Origin of the sequence: Sorangium sp. So ce836 (genome assembly GCF_028553905.1) — a bacterium.
GTDB lineage: Bacteria > Myxococcota_A > Polyangia > Polyangiales > Polyangiaceae > Sorangium > Sorangium cellulosum_D.
Map to the genome: position 1 here is coordinate 2,971,679 of NZ_CP102233.1, position 20,187 is coordinate 2,991,865.

Sequence of the window (20,187 nt, forward strand, 5' to 3'; positions counted from 1 at the left end):
GCTCTCCGCGCCGGCGATCGCCGAGCAAAACTTGGCCGGTCCTCTCGGCTCGTGGCAGCGTCGTGCCCGCCTGACACGCGCATGGGGCTCGTCCCCGCATGAGGTGGTGCACGCAATGAAGAGCCGGATGGAGACTACTGAGATCGTCGTCGGCCTCGACATCGGGACGACCAAGGTCTCGGCGGTCGTGGGCGAGATCGACGCTGATGGGATCACCATCCTCGGGGTGGGCAACGTCCCGTGCCGCGGCCTGAGGAAGGGCGTGGTGAGCAACATCGACTGGACGGTGCGCTCGATCGCCGAGGCGATCGAGGCCGCGCAGACGATGGCGGGCGTCGAGATCCGCACCGTCTATGCCGGCGTCGCGGGCAGCCACATCCGCTGCCAGCAGTCCGACGGCGTCGCCGCGGTCTCGGGCGGCGAGGTCACCCGGCTCGACGTCGAGCGGGTCCTCGAGGGCGCGCGGGCCATCCCGGTCGACGCCGATCGCCAGATCCTGCACGTCCTGCCGCGCGAGTTCATGGTCGACAACCAGGACGGCATCCGCGACCCGGTCGGCATGAGCGGCGTCCGGCTCGGGGTGAAGGTGAACCTCATCACCGCCGCGACCTCGTGCGTCCAGAACGTCGTCCGCTGCGCCGAGCGCTGCGGCCTCACCGTGGCCGACGTCGTGCTGGAGCCGCTCGCCAGCGCCGAGGCGGTGCTCTCCGAGGACGAGAAGGAGATCGGCGTCGCCATCATCGACATCGGCGGCGGCACGACCGACCTGCTGCTCTACGTGGACGGCGGCATCGCGCACGCCAGCGTGATCCCGGCGGGCGGAAACAACGTGACCGCGGACATCGCCGCCGGGCTGCGCACGCCGATGGGCGAGGCGGAGCGCCTGAAGCGCAACGCCGGCTGCGCCCTCGGCCGCATGGTCGGCGACGAGGAGGAGATCGAGGTCCCCGGCGTGGGCGGGCACCTGCCGCGCAAGGCGGCGCGCCGCGTCCTGTCGGACATCATCGAGCCGCGCGTCGAGGAGATCTTCGCGGTCATCCGCAAGCGGATCGAGGACACCGGCATGCTGGAGCAGCTCTCGGCCGGCGCGGTGGTCACCGGCGGCGGCGTCTTGATGGAGGGGATGACGGAGTTCGCCGAGGAGATCCTCGGGATGCCGGTGCGCCTCGGCGTGCCGGTCGGCGTGCGAGGCATCACGCAGCTCGTGGCTGGCCCGCAGTACGCGACCGGGGTGGGCCTCGTTCAGTACGGCGCCAACGCTCTCGCGCAGGCGCGCGCGCTCACGCCGGTGACGCACGAGGCCGCTCACGCCGGCCGCGCGGAGGGCCGCCGCGAGAAGCTGCGAGAGCGCGAGCCGCGCCGGGAAGTCATCGAAGAAATGCCGATTGAAAAGAGGTCGAGCGGGAGGTTCTGGAACTGGCTCCGAGCAGCATTCTAGGCATGACGTAGCAAGAGAAAGTTGTTAGACAATTGGGTTTGAGAGGGCCGGAGAACGCGCTGGCGAGCCCTCTTGAACGCAAAGTCAAGAGGGTCTGAAAAGCGGTGTTCGAAGGGGAAGAGGCGCCCCTCTGAACGCCGTCCGGCGCGAGGACGTCCTCGCGCACTTAGGGTTCCGTGCCGCTCGACCTCCGCGAGGGTCGGCGCCGGGCCGAGCGGCTAGCTGTACATCCCCGGGAGGAGTTCATGAGTTTCTCCATCGAGTTTGCCGACGAGCACACCGGGTACGACGCCCGGATCAAGGTCATCGGTTGTGGCGGTTCTGGCGGCAATGCAGTCAACACGATGATCAACTTCGGCCTCGAGGGCGTGGAGTTCATCGTCGTCAACACGGACGCCCAGGCGCTCGGCGCGAGCCTCGCGCCGACCAAGCTCCACATCGGGGCGAGCGTCACGCGCGGTCTCGGCGCGGGCGCCGATCCCGAGAAGGGCCGCAAGGCGGCGCTCGAGGACGTGACCCGGGTGAAGGAGTGCATCCAGGGCGCGGACATGGTGTTCGTCACCGCGGGGATGGGCGGCGGCACCGGCACGGGCGCCGCGCCGGTCATCGCGCAGCTCGCGCGCGAGGAGGGCTGCCTCACCGTCGGCGTCGTGACGAAGCCGTTCTTCTTCGAGGGCAAGCAGCGCTCGCGCCGCGCCGAGCTCGGCCTCGCGATGCTCGCCGAGCACGTCGACACGCTGATCACGATCCCGAACCAGAAGCTCCTCACGCTCGGCGACGAGGACCTCTCGTTCGTCGAGGCGTTCCGCAAGGCGGACGAGGTCCTCTACCAGGCGATCAAGGGCATCAGCGATCTCATCACGCAGAACGGGATCGTGAACGTCGACTTCGCGGACGTGAAGACGGTGATGTCGAACATGGGCCGCGCGCTCATGGGCACCGGCTGCGCGAAGGGGCAGGGCCGCGCTCGCCTCGCCGCCGAGATGGCCGTGAGCTCGCCGTTGCTCGACGACATCTCCGTCGAGGGCGCGACGGGCGTGCTCATCAACATCGTCGGCGGCCCCGACATGCGGATGCGCGAGATCGAGGAGGCCGCGACGCTCGTGCAGGAGCAGGCGCACGAGGACGCGAACATCATCTTCGGCGCGACGATCGACGAGAACATGGGCGAGATGATCAAGGTCACGGTCATCGCCACCGGCTTCGATCACCTCGTCGCCGAGGTCCCCCAGCAGCTCGCGAGCGCCGCGCAGCCCCGCGCCACCGCGCACTCCATCGGCGCGTCGCTCGCCGCCGCGACCGGGCCGATGTCGGCCCGCTCCGCCTCGAGCCCTCCTCCCATGACGCAGCGCCAGCCGCACCGTCACGAGGAGGTCGCGTACCCGACCACCCGCCGTCCGGCGCCGCAGGTGCAGTCGGCGGGCGGCGGCCCGCGCGACCGCGCGAGCTTCGTCCCGCCGCTCGACTCCGACTGGGACACGCCCGCGTTCCAGCGCCGCGGCCAGTAGCAGCGCCGCGGCCTGCACGGAAGATCTCGCCACGCCCGGGTCACCGTGGGCGTTCACGCTGTATTACGCGTTGACAGGCGCGGGCGACGACTTATGGTCTGCCGGCGCCTATGCCCCCTGCCGGGCAGGATCGACGCGGCGGTCCACGATTCATGAGTGAAAAGCGCGACTTCTACGAAGTTCTTGGCCTCGCGCGAGACGCGACGCCTGACGACATTCGCAAGGCCTATCGTCAGGCTGCGTTGAAGTACCACCCGGACCGGAACCCCGGCGATGCGTCGGCGGAGGCCCGCTTCAAAGAGGCCACCGAGGCGTACCAGGTCCTCTCCGACGAGGAGAAGCGCAGGCGGTACGACCAGTTCGGCCACGCCGGCCTCGAGGGGATGGGGGGCGCGGCCGACAGCGACATCTTCTCGCACTTCCAGGACATCTTCTCGGAGTTCTTCGGCGGCTTCGGCGGCGGGCAGCGGAGGCGGCGCGGGCCGGCGCGCGGCCAGGACATCCGGGTTCAGCAGCGGCTCTCGCTGCGCGACGCCCTGCTCGGCTGCAAGCGGGAGGTCGTCCTGCGGACGCCGGTCGCGTGCGACGAGTGCTCCGGCTCGGGCGCGAAGCCGGGGACCAAGCGCAAGCCGTGCGGCACGTGCGGCGGCGCCGGTCAGGTCTCGACCTCCCGCGGCTTCGTGATGTTCACCCAGACCTGCCCCGAATGCTCGGGCGAGGGGTCGGTCATCAAGACGCCGTGCGCCGTCTGCAAGGGGTTCGGGGCGGTCGAGAAGACGCGCAAGGTCGTGGTCAACTTCCCGGCCGGCATCGACGGCGGCCAGCGGCTGCGGGTGCCGGGCCAGGGCATGCCGGGCGCCCAGGGCGCCCCGCCGGGCGATCTCTACGTCGACGTCGATCTCGCCGCGGACGAGCGCTTCGAGCGCGACGGCCTCGACCTCATCACGCGCGTGCCCATCTCCTTCGTCGACGCGGCGCTCGGCAGCACGGTCAAGATCGACCTGCCGGACGACACGGCGGTCGACATCGAGGTCCCGGCGGGCGTCCAGCCCGGCGAGGTGATCTCGGTCAAGGGCAAGGGAGCGCCGCGGATCGACGGCCGCGGCCGCGGCTCGCTCCAGGTGATCGTCCAGGTCGAGGTGCCGCGGAACCTCTCGCCCGCGGCGCAGGAGCTGCTCCGCAGGTTCCAGGACGAGGTGGCGAAGCACCAGCCTGCGGCGAAGGCGGCGACCGCGTAGCGCCCGTCGCGAGGGCGCGCGGCGCGGTCAGCGCGTCGTGCCGATCCAGGCGCCCGCGCACGCGAGGCTGAAGGCGATGGGGGCGAGCGCGGTCGCGAACACGACGGCGACGGGCGCCGCGAGGCCGAGCAGCACCAGCGTGCCGACGATGGCGAGCGCCGCGGAGGCGGCCGGCTCGAGGAGGCTGCCGGTCGACGAGGCCCGGGCGACGAGGTAGCCGGCGAACGGGAACGCCGCGATCGCCCCGGCGACCAGGAGCAGGAGCGGCGCTGCCGCGGCGGTCGAGGCGTCGCCGCGATCCACCGCCGCGAAGTCGACGCCGAAGCGGTGGCCCAGCGCGACCGCGAGGGCGAGCGTGGTCGTCATCACCCCGACCGTGACGAGCGCGCCGAAGGCGATCCAGGTGAGCATCACCGGCCGCTCCGTGCGCCTCAGCGCCTCGCGCACCGTGCCGAGCGACGGCGGCGCGATGTGGGGCAGGAAGCGGCGCTGCTTGCGCTGCGAGCTGTGGGGCGACGCGCTCCGGCGGAGCAGATCGCGCGCGGCCAGGAAGACCACGACGCCGAGGCCGAGGAGCACCGGGGCCGCGAGGAAGAGCGCGACCGGGCGGCACGCGAAGACGATGTAGTCGTAGGCGCCGTTGAGCAGCATCGCCACGAGCCACGCGGCGTTGAAGCGGCGCCCGCCCAGCGGCCGCTTGCGCTCGCGGCCCAGCGCGTAGCCCCAGAGCGAGGCGAAGGACAGGTGAGCCGGCACCGCGAGCAGCGCCCGCGCGATGTCGATCGGCGACAGCGGCCGGCCCCACAGGTACACGGCGTTGTGGGCCGACACGAACCCGAGCGCCGCCGCGGCCGCGTAGACGAGCCCGTCGAACGGCTCGTCCACGGCGCGCAGCCGGGCGATCGGCGCGACCGCCGCGACCTTGAGCCCCTGCTCCAGCGGCGCCGCGACGACGAACAGGTAGACGAGCGTCACCGCGTCGAGCGTGCCGGCGTTCTTGTCCACGCCTTGCCAGCGCTGGAGGAAGCTCTCGAGCAGCAGCGCCGGCACGAACGCGATCGCGCCGAGCACCGCGGTCCCCACCACGAACCGGCGCCTGCCGTACAGGCGCTGCGACCCGAGGAGGAGCGCGGCGAGCCCCCCGACCGGCGCGGCGACGGTGGCGAGCCAGAGGAGCACGGAGGCGGCGTTCATGGCGCGAGCGGCAGGGCGGTGGGGCCGGCGGCGCGGCGGCTAGAAGTGGAGCCCGGCGACCGCGGTCAAGGCGAGCGCCGAGCCCACGCTGGAGCCCTCGGCCGCGAGCAGATCGGCCTTGGCCTGCTGCGGCGCGGCGGCGGCCTCGCCCTTGATCCGGTCGATCTGCGCCGTGGAGAGGCCGGGCCTGGTCAGCGCCAGGAGCTCCCAGCTCGCGTTCGCGCCGATCGAGAAGACCGGCGAGAGATAGAGGTCGAGCCCGCCGGAGATCCTCCCGTAGAAGCCGCGGATCGCGATGGCGTCGGCCGCGCCGCTCACCGCGCTCTTGAAGCTCCCGAGCCCGGCGTAGCCGAAGCCCAGATCGACGTGCGGATCGAGCCGGCCGAGCGGGAGGTGCAGGCCGACCTCGCCGCCGAGGCTGAAGAGCTGCCAGTCGTCGAAGAACCCGACCCGCCCGCGCGCGCCCAGCGTGAAGTAGAGGAGCCGGACGCCCGCCCCGGCGCCGAGGACGCCGCCGTTCGCCGAGCTGGAGATGAACCCGGCCGTGAGCTCCTCCTCGTCGATGTTGAACGTCTGGAGGCCGACGTTCTCGTAGCCCCCCTCGACGTTCAACCAGATGAGCTCGAGCCCGCGCCCCGAGTCCTCCTTCTTCGCCTCGTCGAGGCGCCTTGCCGTGTCGTCGGGCGGCGCGGGCTCCGGCTCGGGCATCGTCATCGGCGGCGGCGGCGCAAGGCCGCCGGCCTGCATCGAAGGATCGTACGGGTTCGTCTGCGCGGGCGCGGCCGCGCCGCCGCCCGGCGAAGCCCCCAGGGCCGGCTGGCCCTGCTGCGCCGCGGCGGTGGACGCAGCGGCGGCTGACGCGAGAACGGTGAGCAGGCAAAGCGCGCGGCGAGCGATCATTCGTCCTCTTCCTGAATGTTGCCGCCGAGCCCATCCGCCCGTCCCCTGGACTCCAGGGCCTCGTCGTCGTTCGTCGAGGAGACGGGTGGGCCAGGCACCCGGTAGCTGCCGTCGAGCCAGCGGCCGAGGTCCACCAGCTTGCACTGGGGCGAGCAGAACGGAAAGGCCGGGTTCTCGGGCCTGGGCCCCGCCGACTTGCGGCAAATCGGGCAACTCGCGCCTGCCGAAGCTCCCATGCGGCGTACCGTAGCAGCGTCCATCGCGGGCATGTAGCCCGCCAGTCTGCCCTCCCGCGCGCGTGGACCGAGCTCGCCGGAGCCGCGCGCGCTCAGCGCGCCGGGACGGCGAGGTACCGGGGCGCGCCGTTGCGCCGCACCCGGAGCAGCAGATCCTGGCGCCCGGCCGCGCGCAGGCGCGCCGTCAGATCGGCGCCGCCGCGCACCGGCGCGCCGTTCAGGTCGAGGACCACGTCGCCCACCTCGAGGTGGCCGGCCGCCGGGCTCTGCGGCGAGATCGACTCGACGAGCGCGCCCTCGAGCGCGTCGCTCGCCAGCACGCCGAACGGCGGCTCCTCGGCGTCCGTGGGGGCGCGGCCGTCCGGCGCGCGCCGGCCCGGCGGCGGATCGCGCAGGGCCGAGCGCTCGAGCTTCACCGTGGCGCACCGCTCCGCGCCGCCGCGCCTGTAGGTGATCTTCACCTCGTCTCCAGGCTTGGATCGCCGGAGCGCGCGCGCGAGCTCGCGCGCGTGATCGACCCGGCGCCCCTCGACCGACGTGATCACGTCGCCGGGCCTGAAGCCCAGGCGCGACCCGGGGCTCTCGGGCTCGACCTCGGTGATCAGCGCGCCCATCCGGCCGGGGAGCCGGAGCGCGCGCGCGAGCTGCGACGTCACCTCCTGGAAGCTGATCCCGAGGCGCCCGCGGGCCACGCGGCCGGTCTCCCGCAGCTCGGGGAGGATCTCCACGACCTCGTCGATCGGCAGGGCGAAGCTGATGCCCCGGCCGCCCTCGTGGATCGCCGTCGCGATGCCGATCACCTGTCCCGCCGCATTGAAGAGCGGCCCGCCGCTGTTGCCCGGGTTGATGGCGGCGTCGGTCTGGAGGTACCCGTCGAGGCTCCCCGCGCCCATCGGCCTCGACGTCGCGCTGATGATGCCGCGGGTCACCGTCGGCCCGAGCCCGAACGGGTTGCCGATCACGAGGACGTCGTCCCCTGGCCGGATCGGAGCGCTCGATCCGAGGGACGCGGCGCGCAGCGACCCCGCCCCCCGCAGCTTCAGCAGCGCCACGTCGAGCGCAGGATCGCGCCCGACCACGGTCGCCTCGAAGGCGCGCTCGTCCGCGAGCTGCACCTCGATGCCGAACGCGTCGCCGATCACGTGCTCGCTCGTCAGCACGAGCCCCTCCGCGGCGATCACGAACCCCGATCCGATCGCCCGCTCCACCCGCGGCGCGCTGCGGCCGAAGGGGGATGTCGGGGTCGCGCGCCCGTCCGGCAGCGAGGTCGCGCGCAGGGTGGCGACGGTCACCACCACGGGCCGTACCTGCTCGATCAGCGCAGGCAAGGGCCACGCGCCGCCGGCCCCCGGCGGCACCTCCTCGCGCGGGAGCGAGCACGGCGCGCCCGCCGCCTCGCGGGGCGGGGGGGAGAGCGCGGCCGCCCGGCCGTCGCAGGCAGCGAGCGGCGCGGCGCCGAGGAACCCGACACACGCCCATGCTGCAGCGCGGAGCCGTTCCACGCGCCGGACGTAGGGCTTCGGGGGGAGACCGCAAGCAGCGCCGGGACCGCGCTGGAGATCGCGCCCCGCGCGCAGGCGGGCGGCGCGCCGCCTGGCCCTGACGAGGCCGCGCGACGCGCTCAGCCGGGAGGCGCGCCCCGCGCGGCCTCCGTGCGCACCACCTGGACGACGACCTCCACGAGGCGGCCGCCGGGCTGGGCGAACGACGCCTTGCCGCGACCGCCTTCGAAGCGCCACGCCAGATCGGCCGGCGCGCCGGTCTCGCCGCCCTCGGCGCCGGCGCGGATCACGGCGCTGACCTCGAGGGTCTGTTTCCCGGCCGTCACCGCGCCGCGCGCCACGGCGAACGTCCCTCGGCCGAGCAGCGCGATCGTCCGCTTCGCCAGGTTGCCGAGGTGCCGCGCGGGCGGCTCTTCCCCCTCCGGACGCCACGACGCGATGTGCCCGGCCTCGTCGATGTCGATCACGAAGCGCGCCTTCCCGGCGCTCCCCAGCGGCAGCGTCGCCCAGCTCGAATCCGCCTGGCACGCCGGCGGGATCGCCCTCGTGAACGCGCGCCCGAGGCTGCGCACCGCGCTCGGGCCGGCCGCCCCGAAGTCGCCCTCTCCGCCCTCGCCCGCGCTCGTCCGCGCCGCGGCGGGGCGCGCGGCGGCGGCGCGCGCCGCGTCGCCGGCGGTCTCGTCCGCCGCGGGCGCCCGGCGCTCGTCTGCGGGCCGCGGCGTCGCCCTGGGCCGGGGCGCTGCCCTGGGCCGAGGCGCCGCCTGGACGCGCGGCGCCGGCGCGCCGCCGGTCTCGTCGTGGCGCGCCGCTGGCGCCTCGGGCGGGGCGGCGTCTGCCGGAGCGGGCGCCGCCGGTGCGCGCTCCGGTCCGGTGCGCGCGTCGGCCGGGGGCGTGGGACCGCCGCCGCCCGGCAGCGCCGCGGTGGTCCCGGTCCAGAGATCGATGGGCTCGCGCTCCGCCGTGGGCGCGGCGGGAGCGCTCGCGGGCGCCTCCGGGGTCAGCCGCGCGGACCCCCACGCGCCGAGGTGCACGAGCGCCGAGGCGAGGAGCGCCGGCAGCATCGCTCGTTGATCGCGCATCGGCTCGCACTCCGCGCCCGGGCCCGGTCGAAGGGGCCGCGGCGCCCAGCACCTCGCTGAAGCCCGTTGCCCGTGGCCCGTGGTTCTGCCAGACAGCACCGCGTCTGCAACGTTCCCGAGCGCGCCTTGAAGCTCCTCGCCCTCTCCACCTCGACCCCGCGCGGCAGCGTCGCGCTCTTCGATGCAGCGGACCTGGACGGTTCCGCCGAGGCGGCCGCGCCTCCGCCCGGCGCCCCCGCCGCCGATCGCGCGGCGGCGCCGGGCGCGGGCGCGCGCCTGCTCGCCGCGACGGCGTACGCCGACCTCCACGGCCACGCGGAGCGCATCTTCGGCGCCATCGACGAGGTCCTCGCCGCGGCGGGCGTGCCGCCCGCGGCGGTCGAGGCGCTCGGCTGCGACGTGGGGCCCGGCTCGTTCACCGGGGTGCGCGTGGCGGTCGCGGCGGCCAAGGGCGTCGCGCTCGCGCTCGACGCCCCGATCGCCGGCGTCACGTCGCTCGAGGCGATGGCCGCCGCCGCCTTCGCCGGAGGCGCCGCGGCCCCCGGCGATCTGCTCGTCCCGCTGATCGACGCCAAGAAGGGGGAGGTCTTCCTCGCCGCCTTCGACCGGCCCGCCGCGCCGCCTTCGATCCCGCCGCGGCACCTGCCGCGCGACGCGGCGTTCGACGCGGTCGCCGCGCTCGCCGCGGGCCGCCGGATCGTCGTCGTCGGCGCGGTCGCCGAGGAGATCGAGGCGCTCCGGCCCCTCGCCGTCCGCGGCGACGCGCTGGATTTCCCCGACGCTGCGTGGATCGCGCGCCTCGCGGTGGGCCGGCTCCGGGCCGCCGCGCCGGGCGGCGAGCGCGGGAGCGCGGCCCGCGGGCACGACCCGGCGCTCCTCGAGCCGCTCTATGTGCGCGCGCCGGACGCGAAGCCAGCCGAGCTGGGATACACTCCGCCCCGATGACCAGCTCGTCTGAAGGGGACGGCGTCGCCCCCGACGCGGAGCGCGACGCCTCGAGCCCCAGCGACGCGGAGCCCGCGCCGCCGCCCGCTGCGGCTGCGGCGCCCGCGCGTCCTCGCTCCACCCCCGCCGCGGCGCCCGAGGGGCCCGACGAGCTCTCCGCCCGCGCGGAGCCGGCCGAGTCGGTGCCCGATCCCGAGCGGCTCCGCGCCCGGTTCGGCCGCCCGTTCGAGGCGGGCGACGTCATCTTCCGCGAGGGCGAGCCCGGGACCGAGGCCTATCTCCTGGAGGAGGGGAGGATCCGGCTCATCAAGAAGGTCCGCGGCGCCGAGCGCAGCCTGATGGTCCTGAAGCCCGGCGATCTGTTCGGCGAGTCCGCGCTCCTCGGCGGGGCGGCGCGCTCGTCCACGGCGATCGCGCTGTCGCGCGGCGTCGCGCTCGCGCTCGATCAGGGCACGCTGCAGAACCTCGTCGAGCGCAACCCGGCCGTCGCCCTGCGCATCATCAAGCAGCTCGTGGGTCGGCTCCGCGACGCGGAGGACCAGATCGAGATCATGATGCTCAACGACACGCAGTCGAAGGTGGTGAACGCGCTCCTCAAGCTCGCGCAGCAGTCGCGCGCCGCGAGCGGCGCCTCGTCGAACGGCGCCTCGTTCGCGATCTCGCCGATGGAGCTGTCGACCCGCGTCGGCCTCGACGTCGACACCGTGAAGCGCGCGGTGCAGCAGCTCCGCGAGGGCCAGTACCTGCGCGTCGCCGACGAGCGCCTCGAGATCCCCGACATCGAGGCGCTGCGGAGGTTGTTCGGCCTGCTCGGCGTCAAGGACGAGATCCGCGGCGAACAGTGAGGTCCAGGAATCCCCCGCTCTGGCATCCTAGGCTGACCTGACATCTGCTGAAAGTGGAATCGCGATCGCGAGGACGCGCCGCGTCTACAAGGCAGATTCGCGGGTTGACGTGACCAGCGGCCTGGTTTACTCAGGGGTCCCCGCAGGGCAGCTCAGCTCTCGCCCTGACGTGGTGCCGCGCTGCGGCGTTGCTCAGCAGCGGAATCAAGATCGCACATGACATCGCAGCGACACATGACAGCAGCGACGCGCGCGGGGTGCATCCGCGGCGCGGCTGTCGTCTTGTCGCTCGGGTCGCTGCTCGCGGCTGCGCCGCTCGCGGCGTGCGGCGGCGCGCAGCCCGCGGCGCAGGCGGACGAGACGCGCTCGCTCGCCGAGTACGACCTCGCGCGCGATGCGTTCCAGCACGGCCGCCCGCGCGAGGCGCTCGCGCACGTCGAGAAGGCGCTCGCGCTCGACGAGGACAACGCGGAGGCGGCCTATCTGGGCGCGCTGCTCCTGCTCGGCTTCTGCGCCGGCGACGCCCACTCCAGCGACTGCCGGTTCGACAGCGCCGAGAAGATGGCCCGGCGCGCCCTCGAGGCGAACCCCGAGATGCGGGACGCGAAGAACGCGCTGGGGGTCATCCTCGTGCACCAGCGGCGCTACGACGAGGCGATCGCGGTGCTCAAGCCGCTCACCGAGGACATCCTCTACGCCTCGCCGGAGAAGTCGTGGGGCAACCTGGGCTGGGCGTACCTGCTCAAGGGCGACAACGACGCGGCGATCGACGCGCTACGCCGCGCCGTCGCGGCGCAGCCCCTCTTCTGCGTGGGGCAGTACCGGCTCGGCCTCGCCTACGAGAAGCGGGGCGAGCTCGATCTGGCGCGCGAGGCGTTCACCAGGGCGGTCGAGACCGACCAGCCGGAGTGCCGGCGGCTGCAGGACGCGTTCGACGCGCGCGCCCGCGTCGCCGAGAAGAGAGGGCTTGTGGACGACGCGCGCGCCGATCTCGAGCGGTGCCGCGAGATCGACGCGACGACGCCGGTGGGGCAGCGCTGCGCTGCACAGTTACAGACGTTGCAATAGGCCCTCGGCGCCCCTCGCTCCGAGAAGGATCTCGGGGAGCGTTAAGGGGTTGAGCAACGGTTCTCGGGGTGAGTAGAGTGACGACCGAATGACGATGGGTGGAATGGGATGGAGTCGATCGGACGCTACCTGAGACGCACGCGTGAGGCCCGAGCCATGAGCGTGGAGGAGGTCGCCCGCGCCACGCGCATCCCCGTGATCTCCATCGAGCGGATCGAGGCAGATCATTTCGATGACCTGCCCGGCGAGGTGTTCGTTCGCGGGTTCCTGAAGGCGTATGCCCGCGCCGTCTCGCTCCCGATGGAGGAGGTGCTGGCTCGATACACGGCGAGCCGCCGGATCGCGCTGGTGACGCCGCTGCCTATCGCAGCGCCCGCGCGCCGCACCCAGAGCCGGCGGTTCGGGGTCGCGATCGCGTTCGTGCTGCTGCTCATCTTGTTCACGCTGGCGCTCAGCATCGTGCTCCGGCCCCGTGGCCACGACATGCCGCCGGAGCTGTCGGAGAGCACCGTCGCGGGGGCTCGTACCTCGCTCTCGGCCTGAGGGCCAAATTTTCGCCGCGCGCTCGCCGCGGCTCGCGATTCGACCCGCCGTTCCCTGCCATCTCCTGCCATGCCCCGATCCGTTCGCCCGCGGACGGAGCGGCTTCGCACCGAGGCGCTCCTGGTCCGGCGTGTCCCCTTCGGTGAAGCCGATCTCCTGGTCGGTCTCTTCACCGAGCAGGGCGGGCTCCTCTCTGCCACCGCGCGCGGCGCGCGCCGCTCGTCGAAGCGCTTCCCGGCGCTCGAGCCGATGCACCTCTTGCGCGTGACCCTCGAGATCCGCCCCGGCGCCGAGCTGGCGCAGCTCACCGAGGCCGCGATCGAGCGCCCGCGCCTGCGGCTCGCGGGGGATCTCGGGCGCCTCGAGGTCGCGGGGCGGGCGCTGCGCTGGGTGCGCGAGATCGCGCCGGCGCACACCGCCGAGCAGGCGGCGTGGCACGAGCTGAACCAGCTCCTCGACCGCCTCGACGATGCGTCCGTGGCGCCGCCTCAGGCGCTCCTGGCGGAGACCGGCCTGCGCCTGCTGGCCGCCTTCGGCTGGGGTCTCGAGCTCACGCAGTGCGTCCGGTGCGGGCGCGCATGCGACGCGACCCAGTCGGCCCACGCCGACCCGGCGCGCGGCGGCCTCGTGTGCCGTACGTGCGGCGGCGGCCCGCTCTTGCTGCGCCCCGAGCCGCGGGAGCGCCTGCTCGCCGCGATGCTCGGCGGGGTGCCGATCCCGGAGGAGGACGTCCCGATCGCGCTCGACCTGGTGGAGGGCGCGCTCACCGCGCACGCGAGCGGCAGCTAGGTCGTCAGCGCCTCACGCCACCGCTCTCCAGAAGCGGCTCACCGCGCGCGGCGCGTCCGGCGTCCCCTCGATCTCCACGTACGGCCTGCCGGGCGCGGTGCGCGGGAACGAGAAGCTGCCGGTGTTCGCGTACCCGTCGCCGAGCGCTTCCCGGTGCGTGTGGCCGAAGACCACCAGCTTCGCGCCGGTCGTCGCCGCCACGCGGCCGGCGCTCTCGGCCAGCCGCTCCGCGACCGTGCCGGCGTAGCGGTTGTGGCCGCCCGCCCAGCTCACGCCCATCAGCAGCGCGCCGAGGCCCAGCGCCGCGGCGCCGGTCTCCCGCGCGCCCAGGCCGAGCGCCGCGAGCCCCGCGCCCATCGACAGCGTCGCGATCACGCGATCGAAGTACAGCCGCGTGAAGGTGCTCGCCGCGCTCTCGAGCGTCGGCGTGGCCGCGAGCCCGAGGAGCTCGTCGGCCATCGCGCGCGGCACCCCGAGCTCGTGCGCGAAGCGCTCGACGACCTCGGCCCCCACCGTCGCCTCGCCCCGCGCGCGGTAGAGCGGCCCGCTCTTCAGCATCGCGCCGATCGCCGCGTGGAAGTAGCGGTAGATGACGTACGGCGCGCGCGGGCCGTACCAGGTGAACGCCGAGAGGAACAGCCGGAGCGGCGTCTGGTCGTTCGCCTGCAGGTAGCGGTGCGCGCCGGTCGGCGCGATGAACTCCTCGACGAAATGGACGCCGAGGCTGCGCTCGCCGACGACGAGCGGGTGGGCGGGGGCGTTGTCCGGATCGTACAGGTGCCCGTGCTCGATGTGGATCGCCCCCTCGCGGAAGAACCAGGGCGTCGTCCGGATCCGCGACCGGGCCTCACCGGTGAGATCGAGCGCTTCGGCCAGCGCCTGCGGGAAGTCGGGCGCTCCGACCTCGGCGTCGTGGTTGCCCCCCGCGAGCCAGAGCTCGCCGCCCCGGTCGAGGTGCTCGGCGAGCGCCGCCCGCGCGGTCGGGTGCGCGAAGAGCGCCTCGCGCAGCGCGCGCGGCCGCGGCATCCAGGGCGACTCGGACGAGAGATCGAACAGATCGCCCGCGACCACGATGCGGGCTCCCGGGTGGGCCGCCACGAACCGGGCGAGATCGGCGGTCACGTCGCCCGGCGTCTGGCGCACGAGGTGGAGATCGGCGAGGACGACCGTGCGGCGCTGCGTCATAACCCTGTCTATTCACCACGTCCGTCCGGACGCTGCAACTCGCCGCCCGTCGCAATCTCGCCGGGACGGAGCTCGCGGCGTGCGAGCTCAGCGCTCGACATCGGCATCGCGGACACGTCCCTCCTGGGCTCGACGCCCGCGCCGACGCGTCCCATGCAAGCATGTATGGAAGGCTCGGAGCGGACGCGACCTTCGGCCCAGCGGGTGAGCGGCGGGTTGCTCGCGGAGATCACCCGCGCGTTGAAGGGCAAGGACATCGAGGCCCTCTCCCGGATCTACGCCGACGATGCGGTGATCGAGGAGGTGAGCAGCCGGCATCCCCCGGCCCATCCCAACGTCACCACCGGGAGGCCGGCGATCCTGGAGCGGCTCCAGGAGGACCTCTTCCGGGATCCGGTCTCGGACTGGGCGCGCGAGCTGGACGCGACGGAGATCCTGGACGGCATCGAGACCGACGACGGGCTGGCGTTCACGGAGGTCCGGGTCTACGCCGCGGGCGACCGGGTCGTCGCGCAGCACCTCGCCCGCAAGAGGAACGGCCTCATCGGCCACGATCGCGTCGTCGTCGCCTGGGACGCCGAGTGAGCCGCTGCGATGCGCCGGCGGCGCCGTCGACGCGCGCCGTCGACGCCGGCGCTGCCCGCGCGGGGGCGATGTAGAGTGGCGCCGTGACCACCGCCGTCCTCCTCAGCTGCCACGGGACCGTCGAGCGGCTCGACGATCTGCCGGCGTTCCTCGCCAACATCCGCCGCGGCCGGCCCGCCCCGCCGGAGCTGATCGACGAGGTGCGGCGCCGCTTCGAGAGGATCGGCGGCTCGCCGCTCCTGCGCATCACGCAGGCGCAGGCGGACGCGCTCGCCGCGCGGCTCGGCCTCCCGGTCGCCATCGCGGGGCGCCTCTTCCATCCGTATCCCGGCGAGGTGCTCGCGTCGCTCCACGCGAGCGGCGTGCGCTGCGTCGTCTCGCTGCCGCTCGCGCCGCAGTCGGTCGACGTCTACCACGCCGTGGTCCGCGACGCGGCCGCGAAGCTAGGCGGCATGGAGGTCAGGTGCGTGCCCGCGTGGGGGCTCGAGCCGGCGCTGATCGACGCCTTCGTCGAGGTGATCGACGAGGCGCTCGCGCGCTTCCCCGAGGAGCGCCGGGCGCGCGTGGCGGTGATCCTCTCGGCCCACAGCCTGCCGCAGCGGATCATCGAAGCGGGCGATCCGTACGAGCGCCAGTTCCGCGCGATGGCCGCCGAGGTGGAGCGCCGCGTCGCGCCCCGGGGCAACCCGGTGCTCGTCGCGTTCCAGAGCCAGGGCATGACCGGCGACGCCTGGCTCGGCCCGGATCTCCGGTCGACGTTCGAGGCGCTCGCCGCGCGCGGCGCGCGCGAGGCGCTGGTCGCGCCGATCGGCTTCGTCGCGGATCACGTCGAGACCCTCTACGATCTCGACGTGGAGGCGCACGTCATCGCCCGGGAGGCGGGCCTCGCCCGGCTCGAGCGGGCGCCGGCCGTGAACACGCGGCCGCGCTTCATCGACGCCCTGGAGGCGCTCGTCCGGCGCGAGCTCGGGCCCGCCGCGTAGGCGGGCCGCCGCCGGCTCAGCCGCCTGCGGGCCGGCCCTTGCGCGGGAGCCGCGCGACGGCCGCGTTGAGCAGCCCCGGCGCGTACCGCGCGAGCGACACCCCGAGCTTGGCGTGGCCGGTGACGATCGCCTCGGCGCGGCGCGCGGCGATGGCGTCCATGATCTGCCGCGCCGCCGTGGGCGTCGGCATGATGAGCCAGCGCGGCACCGGCTCCCGGGCGCCGTCGCGGAGCTTGCCCGCGTTGTCGATCCGGCGGATCTCGCTGTCCACGAACCCCGGGGCGACGTGCGTGACCGCGACGCCGTCGGCGTGGAGCTCGGCGCGCAGCGTCTCGGCGAGCGCGCGCACCGCGAACTTGCTCATGGTGTACGCGCCCATCGTGGGGAACGCGATGTAGCCGCTCGCGCTGCCCATGAGCGCGACGCCGCCGCGCGCGCGCTTGAGCTCCGGCAGCGCGGCCTTCACGGTGCGCAGCGCGCCGAAGACGTTCGTCTCGAGCTGCCGGCGGAAGTCGTCGAGCGAGAGGTCCTCGACGCGGCCCATCACGCCGAACCCCGCGTTCGCGATGGCGACGTCGAGCCGCCCGAACGCCTCGATCGCCTGCGCGACGGCGCGCTCCACGTCGCCGTCGCGCGTGACGTCGCACGCGGCCGCGATCGCCTCGCCGCCGGACGCCCGGAGCTCGCCGGCGAGCGCCTCGAGCCGCTCGGTCCGTCGCGCCGCGAGGACGACGCGGCCGCCGCGCCGGGCGACCTCCCGGGCGAGCGCCTCGCCGATGCCCGACGACGCGCCCGTGATCAGAACGACCTGCCCTGCGAGCCTGCCCGCCATGCCCCCTCGCATACCACGATCGCGCGGCGGCCGACGCTGGCGCGCCCTCGGCCGCTCGCTCATGCTCGGCCTTCCTCCTCTCGGCTAGGATGGGCTTGCCCGGCCCGACCGGGCGCCGCATTCCCAGCGGGAACCTTCGATTGATTGCGCACGGCTCCGCACGGCTCGCGTGCGGTTACGTACGACTGCGAACGATGGCGCACGGTTGCGCACGGGGTCTCATGCGAAGCCACTCGATCCGCCGCTCTCTCGCCGCCCTCCTCGTCGCCGCCGCCTGCGCGGCCCAGGCGCCCGCGTCCGCGGAGCCGCCCCCTTCGCTCGCGCGCGCCGAGGCGCTCGTCGCGCAGGGGGATTACGCCGGCGCCGAGAAGGCCCTCCTCGCGCTCCAGGGCGGGAAGGAGCGCGCCGCCGCGCTGCTCACGAAGGCGCGGATCGAGCTCGCGACGGGCCGCTACGACGACGCGGCGAAGACGGCGAAGGCGGCCGCCGCGCTCGGCAGGGAGGCGAAGATCGCGGCCGCGCCGCTCAGGGCCGAGGCGCTCGCGCGCCGCGGGAAGGTGGCCGAGGCGATCGCGGCGGCGCGTGAGGTCGAGCGGGAGGACGAGGCCCGCCGCGCGCGGCTCGTGCTCGGCGAGCTCCTCATCCAGTCGGGCAAGCGGGGCGAGGCGCGCGCGCCGCTGATGACGATCATCGACGACTACAACGACGACAAGATCACCGCGGACGACGCGGAGGGCCTGTCGCTGGTCGGGCGCGCGGCGCACCTGCTCCGGAGCGCGCGCGACGCGAACGACGCGTTCAACGCGGCCGAGAAGGTCGGCGGCAAGCAGCGGGTCGAGACGTTGCTCTGGCGGGCCGAGCTGTTCCTCGACAAGTACGACCCCGGCCACGCCGGCCAGGTGGTGAAGGAGGCGCTCAAGCTCGCCCCGAAGGACCCGATGGTCCACGTCGCGATGGCGCGCGTGAAGCTCGACAGCGCGCTCGACTTCGGCGGCGCCGACAGCGAGATCGCGCAGGCGCTCTCGGTGAACCCGAACCTCGGCGAGGCCTACTTCGTGCGCGCCGGGCTCGCGCTCCGCGACATGGACATCGACGCCGCGGACGCCGCGGTAGGCCGCGGCCTCCAGGTGAACCCGGGCGATCTGGAGCTGCTCTCGATCAAGGCGGCGGGCCGGTTCCTCGCCGACGACGCGGCCGGCTTCGAGGCGCTCAAGGCGAAGGTGCTCGGCCTGAACCCGGAGTTCTCGCGGTTCTTCCAGATCGTCGGCGAGTTCGCGGAGTGGGAGCACCGCTACGACGACATCGTCAAGATGATGGGGGAGGCGACGCAGGTCGATCCGAACGACGCGAAGGCGCACGCCACGCTCGGGCTCAACCTGATCCGCGCTGGCGACGAGAAGAGCGGCCTCCAGGCGCTCCAGAAGGCGTGGGACAAGGATCGCTTCAACGTCCGGGTCTTCAACACGCTGAACCTCTACGAGAAGGACATCGCCACCCAGTACGTCACCGTGGAGGGGCAGACGTTCCGCGTCCGCTACCACAAGCAGGAGCGGGCGATCCTCGAGCGGTACGTGCCGCGGATGCTCGAGGAGGCCTGGGGCTTGATGGTGAAGCGTTACGGCTTCACGCCGAAGGTGCCGGTCTCGATCGAGCTCTACGCGTCGACGGAGAACTTCAGCGTGAGGACGAGCGGCCTGCCCAACGTGGGCATCCAGGGCGTCTGCTTCGGCCAGACGCTCGCCGCGCTGAGCCCGGCGGCGGCGGAGTTCAACTGGGGCAACGTGCTGTGGCACGAGCTCGGGCACGTCTTCGCGATCCAGCTCTCGAAGAACCACGTCCCGCGCTGGTTCACCGAGGGGCTCAGCGAGTACGAGACGATCGTGCGTCGGCCGGAGTGGCACCGCGAGGAGGATCCGGCGCTGTTCGCCGCGCTGAAGGGCGGGAGGATCCCGGCGGTCGCGGGGTTCAACCGGGCCTTCACGCACGTCGACGACATCGCGGACGTGACGATGGCGTACTTCGCGGCGAGCCAGATCGTGGTCTTCATGGTCGAGGAGTTCGGCTTCTCGAAGGTCGTGTCGATGTTGCCGCGGTGGGCCGCGGGCAAGCGCACGCCGGAGGTCGTGAAGGAGTCGCTCGGCATCGGGACCGAGGAGCTGGATCGGCGCTTCCGCGCGTGGTTGAAGCCGCGGCTCGAGCGTTACGAGAAGCAGTACGTCCCCGATCTCCAGGCGCCGCCGCTCGACGAGGCGCGCAAGGCGGCGGCGCGCGCTCCGAAGGACGCGAGGCGGCTGGTCGAGCTCGCGCTCGCGCTGGACAAGGACGGGCAGCACCAGGAGTCCGAGGCGGTGCTCGCGGAGGCGCTCCGGGTGGACCCGAAGCAGCCGGACGCGAACTACCTCAAGGTGCGCGCGGCGTTCGCCGAGAAGAAGATCGACGAGACGGCGAGGCTCTTGGGCAAGATGGTCGCCGACGGCCACGACGGCTACGTCGTGCGGATGAAGCTGGCGGATCTGGCCGAGCTGAAGAAGGACGCGGCGAGGATGAAGGCGAACCTCGAGGCGGCGTCGCGGCTGGATCCCACGCAGGCCGAGCCGTTGCAGGGGCTCTACGATCTCGCGCGCCGGCAGAAGGACGCTGCGGGCGAGCTCGCGGCGCTGCGGCGGCTCGCGCTGCTCGACCAGCACGATCGCCGGGTCTGGCGGCGGCTGCTGCGGCTGCTGGTGGAGCGCGGCGCGTGGGAGGAGGCGCGCAAGGTCGGCGAGAGCGCGATCTACGTCGACGTGGCGAACCCGGAGATCCACCGGCTCTACGCGCGCGCGCTGGCGCGCACGGGGCGTCACGTGTCGGCGGTCTACGAGCTGAACAGCGCGCTCCTCGCCGGGGCGAAGGCGGCGGACGCGGCGGAGATCTACGGGGAGCTCGCCAAGGCGTACGCGAAGATGAAGCAGGACGACTACGCGAAGCAGGCGCTGGAGTACCAGAAGGCGATGCGGGGCGCGTCGCCGCCGGCGCCGCGGGCGATGCCGGATTGAGGGGCTCGGCGCGAGCGGCGAGGGGAGGGCGGAGATCCGGGCTGCACGCGCCGGAGGGGGGTCTCCGCGCGGCAGGGCGCGGGTGGGCGCTCGGCCATCCGCCGAGGCGGGGACGGGGGAGCTTGCGCTGAGAACACCGCCCGGCATGTCTCCCTTCGGGCCTTGCCACCAGGGACGTTTCGTCGCGCGCCACACAAGGCGCGCCTGAGACGTGGAGCCCGCTGGGACCTTATGGCACCTCGGTCGGTGCTCGCCGCGCTCACCCGCGCCCTGCCGCGCGGA

Annotated in this window: 18 protein-coding genes; 11 read left to right on the top strand and 7 right to left on the bottom strand. The window is 73.7% G+C overall.

Annotation, left to right across the window (positions count from 1 at the left end; all coding sequences use genetic code 11):
* Positions 1–115: 115 nt before the first annotated feature.
* The 3 genes from ftsA (at position 116) to dnaJ (ending at position 4,184) form a co-directional block, all read left to right on the top strand.
* The gene (gene ftsA, locus NQZ70_RS10725) at positions 116–1,438 is read left to right on the top strand and encodes a cell division protein FtsA (RefSeq protein ID WP_129574135.1); all 1,323 of its coding nucleotides are present in this window, start codon (positions 116–118) and stop codon (positions 1,436–1,438) included.
* 245 nt (positions 1,439–1,683) lie between these two features.
* Positions 1,684–2,946, top strand: a complete 1,263-nt coding sequence (gene ftsZ, locus NQZ70_RS10730) for a cell division protein FtsZ (protein WP_129574136.1) — start codon at positions 1,684–1,686, stop codon at positions 2,944–2,946.
* A 152-nt stretch (positions 2,947–3,098) separates the two neighbouring features.
* The gene (gene dnaJ, locus NQZ70_RS10735) at positions 3,099–4,184 is read left to right on the top strand and encodes a molecular chaperone DnaJ (RefSeq protein WP_129574137.1); all 1,086 of its coding nucleotides are present in this window, start codon (positions 3,099–3,101) and stop codon (positions 4,182–4,184) included.
* Positions 4,185–4,211: 27 nt separating this feature from the next.
* Here dnaJ and NQZ70_RS10740 read toward each other — a convergent pair whose 3' ends face one another.
* The 5 genes from NQZ70_RS10740 to NQZ70_RS10760 form a co-directional block, all read right to left on the bottom strand.
* Positions 4,212–5,378: a PrsW family intramembrane metalloprotease gene (locus NQZ70_RS10740; RefSeq protein WP_129574138.1), complete on the bottom strand. Its 1,167-nt coding sequence runs from the start codon at positions 5,376–5,378 to the stop codon at positions 4,212–4,214.
* A 39-nt stretch (positions 5,379–5,417) separates the two neighbouring features.
* Complete coding sequence (locus NQZ70_RS10745) at positions 5,418–6,278, bottom strand: hypothetical protein (protein ID WP_129574139.1); 861 nt, start codon at positions 6,276–6,278, stop codon at positions 5,418–5,420.
* The gene (locus NQZ70_RS10750; protein WP_129574140.1) at positions 6,275–6,514 is read right to left on the bottom strand and encodes a DNA gyrase inhibitor YacG; all 240 of its coding nucleotides are present in this window, start codon (positions 6,512–6,514) and stop codon (positions 6,275–6,277) included. The genes NQZ70_RS10745 and NQZ70_RS10750 overlap by 4 nt, the downstream gene beginning before the upstream one ends.
* A 92-nt stretch (positions 6,515–6,606) precedes the next feature.
* Complete coding sequence (locus NQZ70_RS10755) at positions 6,607–8,016, bottom strand: trypsin-like peptidase domain-containing protein (protein ID WP_129574141.1); 1,410 nt, start codon at positions 8,014–8,016, stop codon at positions 6,607–6,609.
* A 119-nt stretch (positions 8,017–8,135) separates the two neighbouring features.
* Complete coding sequence (locus NQZ70_RS10760; RefSeq protein ID WP_129574142.1) at positions 8,136–9,095, bottom strand: hypothetical protein; 960 nt, start codon at positions 9,093–9,095, stop codon at positions 8,136–8,138.
* A gap of 126 nt (positions 9,096–9,221) precedes the next feature.
* Here NQZ70_RS10760 and tsaB point away from each other — a divergent pair, with 126 nt between their 5' ends.
* The 5 genes from tsaB (at position 9,222) to recO (ending at position 13,285) form a co-directional block, all read left to right on the top strand.
* Positions 9,222–10,040, top strand: coding sequence for a tRNA (adenosine(37)-N6)-threonylcarbamoyltransferase complex dimerization subunit type 1 TsaB (tsaB, locus tag NQZ70_RS10765; protein WP_129574143.1), 819 nt, complete (start codon positions 9,222–9,224; stop codon positions 10,038–10,040).
* Positions 10,037–10,885 carry a Crp/Fnr family transcriptional regulator gene (locus NQZ70_RS10770; RefSeq protein ID WP_129574144.1) on the top strand — a complete coding sequence of 283 codons (849 nt, stop codon included), beginning with the start codon at positions 10,037–10,039 and terminating at the stop codon, positions 10,883–10,885. The genes tsaB and NQZ70_RS10770 overlap by 4 nt, the downstream gene beginning before the upstream one ends.
* A gap of 234 nt (positions 10,886–11,119) precedes the next feature.
* Positions 11,120–11,953, top strand: a complete 834-nt coding sequence (locus tag NQZ70_RS10775; protein ID WP_129574145.1) for a lipopolysaccharide assembly protein LapB — start codon at positions 11,120–11,122, stop codon at positions 11,951–11,953.
* A 108-nt stretch (positions 11,954–12,061) separates the two neighbouring features.
* Positions 12,062–12,496, top strand: coding sequence for a RodZ family helix-turn-helix domain-containing protein (locus NQZ70_RS10780; protein WP_129574146.1), 435 nt, complete (start codon positions 12,062–12,064; stop codon positions 12,494–12,496).
* Between the two features lie 69 nt (positions 12,497–12,565).
* A complete protein-coding gene (gene recO, locus NQZ70_RS10785; protein WP_129574147.1) occupies positions 12,566–13,285 on the top strand; it encodes a DNA repair protein RecO in 720 nt (239 codons plus the stop codon).
* A 12-nt stretch (positions 13,286–13,297) separates the two neighbouring features.
* On the opposite strand, the gene NQZ70_RS10790 is transcribed toward recO, so the two are convergent.
* Positions 13,298–14,470, bottom strand: a complete 1,173-nt coding sequence (locus NQZ70_RS10790; protein ID WP_129574148.1) for a hypothetical protein — start codon at positions 14,468–14,470, stop codon at positions 13,298–13,300.
* Positions 14,471–14,635: 165 nt separating this feature from the next.
* Here NQZ70_RS10790 and NQZ70_RS10795 point away from each other — a divergent pair, with 165 nt between their 5' ends.
* The gene (locus tag NQZ70_RS10795; protein ID WP_129574149.1) at positions 14,636–15,055 is read left to right on the top strand and encodes a hypothetical protein; all 420 of its coding nucleotides are present in this window, start codon (positions 14,636–14,638) and stop codon (positions 15,053–15,055) included.
* Between the two features lie 83 nt (positions 15,056–15,138).
* Entirely contained in the window at positions 15,139–16,038 is a 900-nt protein-coding gene (gene hemH, locus NQZ70_RS10800) for a ferrochelatase (RefSeq protein WP_129574150.1), read from the top strand.
* Positions 16,039–16,054: 16 nt separating this feature from the next.
* Here hemH and NQZ70_RS10805 read toward each other — a convergent pair whose 3' ends face one another.
* On the bottom strand, positions 16,055–16,870 hold the full coding sequence (locus tag NQZ70_RS10805) for an SDR family oxidoreductase (RefSeq protein WP_129574151.1): 816 nt from the start codon (positions 16,868–16,870) through the stop codon (positions 16,055–16,057).
* 221 nt (positions 16,871–17,091) lie between these two features.
* On the opposite strand from NQZ70_RS10805, the gene NQZ70_RS10810 reads away from it, so the two are divergent.
* Positions 17,092–19,905, top strand: coding sequence for a peptidase MA family metallohydrolase (locus tag NQZ70_RS10810; protein WP_129574152.1), 2,814 nt, complete (start codon positions 17,092–17,094; stop codon positions 19,903–19,905).
* Positions 19,906–20,187: the final 282 nt, after the last annotated feature.

What these genes read in the sequence shown, in the direction of transcription:
- ftsA (WP_129574135.1), top strand. Translation starts at nt 116, where the DNA reads ATGAAGAGCCGGATGGAGACTACTGAGATCGTCGTCGGCCTCGACATC.
- ftsZ (WP_129574136.1), top strand. Translation starts at nt 1,684, where the DNA reads ATGAGTTTCTCCATCGAGTTTGCCGACGAGCACACCGGGTACGACGCC.
- dnaJ (WP_129574137.1), top strand. Translation starts at nt 3,099, where the DNA reads ATGAGTGAAAAGCGCGACTTCTACGAAGTTCTTGGCCTCGCGCGAGAC.
- NQZ70_RS10740 (WP_129574138.1), bottom strand. Translation starts at nt 5,378, where the DNA reads ATGAACGCCGCCTCCGTGCTCCTCTGGCTCGCCACCGTCGCCGCGCCG.
- NQZ70_RS10745 (WP_129574139.1), bottom strand. Translation starts at nt 6,278, where the DNA reads ATGATCGCTCGCCGCGCGCTTTGCCTGCTCACCGTTCTCGCGTCAGCC.
- NQZ70_RS10750 (WP_129574140.1), bottom strand. Translation starts at nt 6,514, where the DNA reads ATGGGAGCTTCGGCAGGCGCGAGTTGCCCGATTTGCCGCAAGTCGGCG.
- NQZ70_RS10760 (WP_129574142.1), bottom strand. Translation starts at nt 9,095, where the DNA reads ATGCGCGATCAACGAGCGATGCTGCCGGCGCTCCTCGCCTCGGCGCTC.
- NQZ70_RS10770 (WP_129574144.1), top strand. Translation starts at nt 10,037, where the DNA reads ATGACCAGCTCGTCTGAAGGGGACGGCGTCGCCCCCGACGCGGAGCGC.
- NQZ70_RS10775 (WP_129574145.1), top strand. Translation starts at nt 11,120, where the DNA reads ATGACAGCAGCGACGCGCGCGGGGTGCATCCGCGGCGCGGCTGTCGTC.
- NQZ70_RS10780 (WP_129574146.1), top strand. Translation starts at nt 12,062, where the DNA reads ATGGAGTCGATCGGACGCTACCTGAGACGCACGCGTGAGGCCCGAGCC.
- recO (WP_129574147.1), top strand. Translation starts at nt 12,566, where the DNA reads ATGCCCCGATCCGTTCGCCCGCGGACGGAGCGGCTTCGCACCGAGGCG.
- NQZ70_RS10790 (WP_129574148.1), bottom strand. Translation starts at nt 14,470, where the DNA reads ATGACGCAGCGCCGCACGGTCGTCCTCGCCGATCTCCACCTCGTGCGC.
- NQZ70_RS10795 (WP_129574149.1), top strand. Translation starts at nt 14,636, where the DNA reads ATGGAAGGCTCGGAGCGGACGCGACCTTCGGCCCAGCGGGTGAGCGGC.
- NQZ70_RS10805 (WP_129574151.1), bottom strand. Translation starts at nt 16,870, where the DNA reads ATGGCGGGCAGGCTCGCAGGGCAGGTCGTTCTGATCACGGGCGCGTCG.
- NQZ70_RS10810 (WP_129574152.1), top strand. Translation starts at nt 17,092, where the DNA reads ATGCGAAGCCACTCGATCCGCCGCTCTCTCGCCGCCCTCCTCGTCGCC.